We start from the raw sequence: 302 nt of genomic DNA on the forward strand, positions 1-302 counted from the left end.
GACGGTCGTGACCGGTAGAATCTTCGTGGAATTGGGTGGAAGTACGACAAGTGCGTACAACATCGCCATGGTATATGACATCTTTGTCAATGGAGTGAGGGTCGTTAATCAGCAGCAAAGCTGTTTGTTTGACAATTTGACCGGTCAAACTTCCATCATTCTCAATCAGTCGATCCCCGTGACCACTTTCAGCTGGACTTGGGGAGATGTGGTATCCATCAGAAATATCTTTTTCACTTGGGAAAACGGGCAAGGGAAAGCAGGTACCACCTGTCAGACCCTGACTCCCTCGATAATCAATG

The 302-nt window shown here is 47.4% G+C and carries 1 protein-coding gene; it reads right to left on the minus strand.

Annotated features, from left to right (window positions below):
* A partial coding sequence (locus tag ACNKXV_RS14140) for a hypothetical protein (RefSeq protein ID WP_417908355.1) occupies window positions 1-302 on the minus strand: 302 nt, incomplete at both ends.

The sequence above is a fragment of the Christiangramia aquimixticola genome, assembly GCF_048285835.1.
In the GTDB taxonomy this organism is placed as follows: Bacteria; Bacteroidota; Bacteroidia; order Flavobacteriales; family Flavobacteriaceae; genus Christiangramia; species Christiangramia aquimixticola.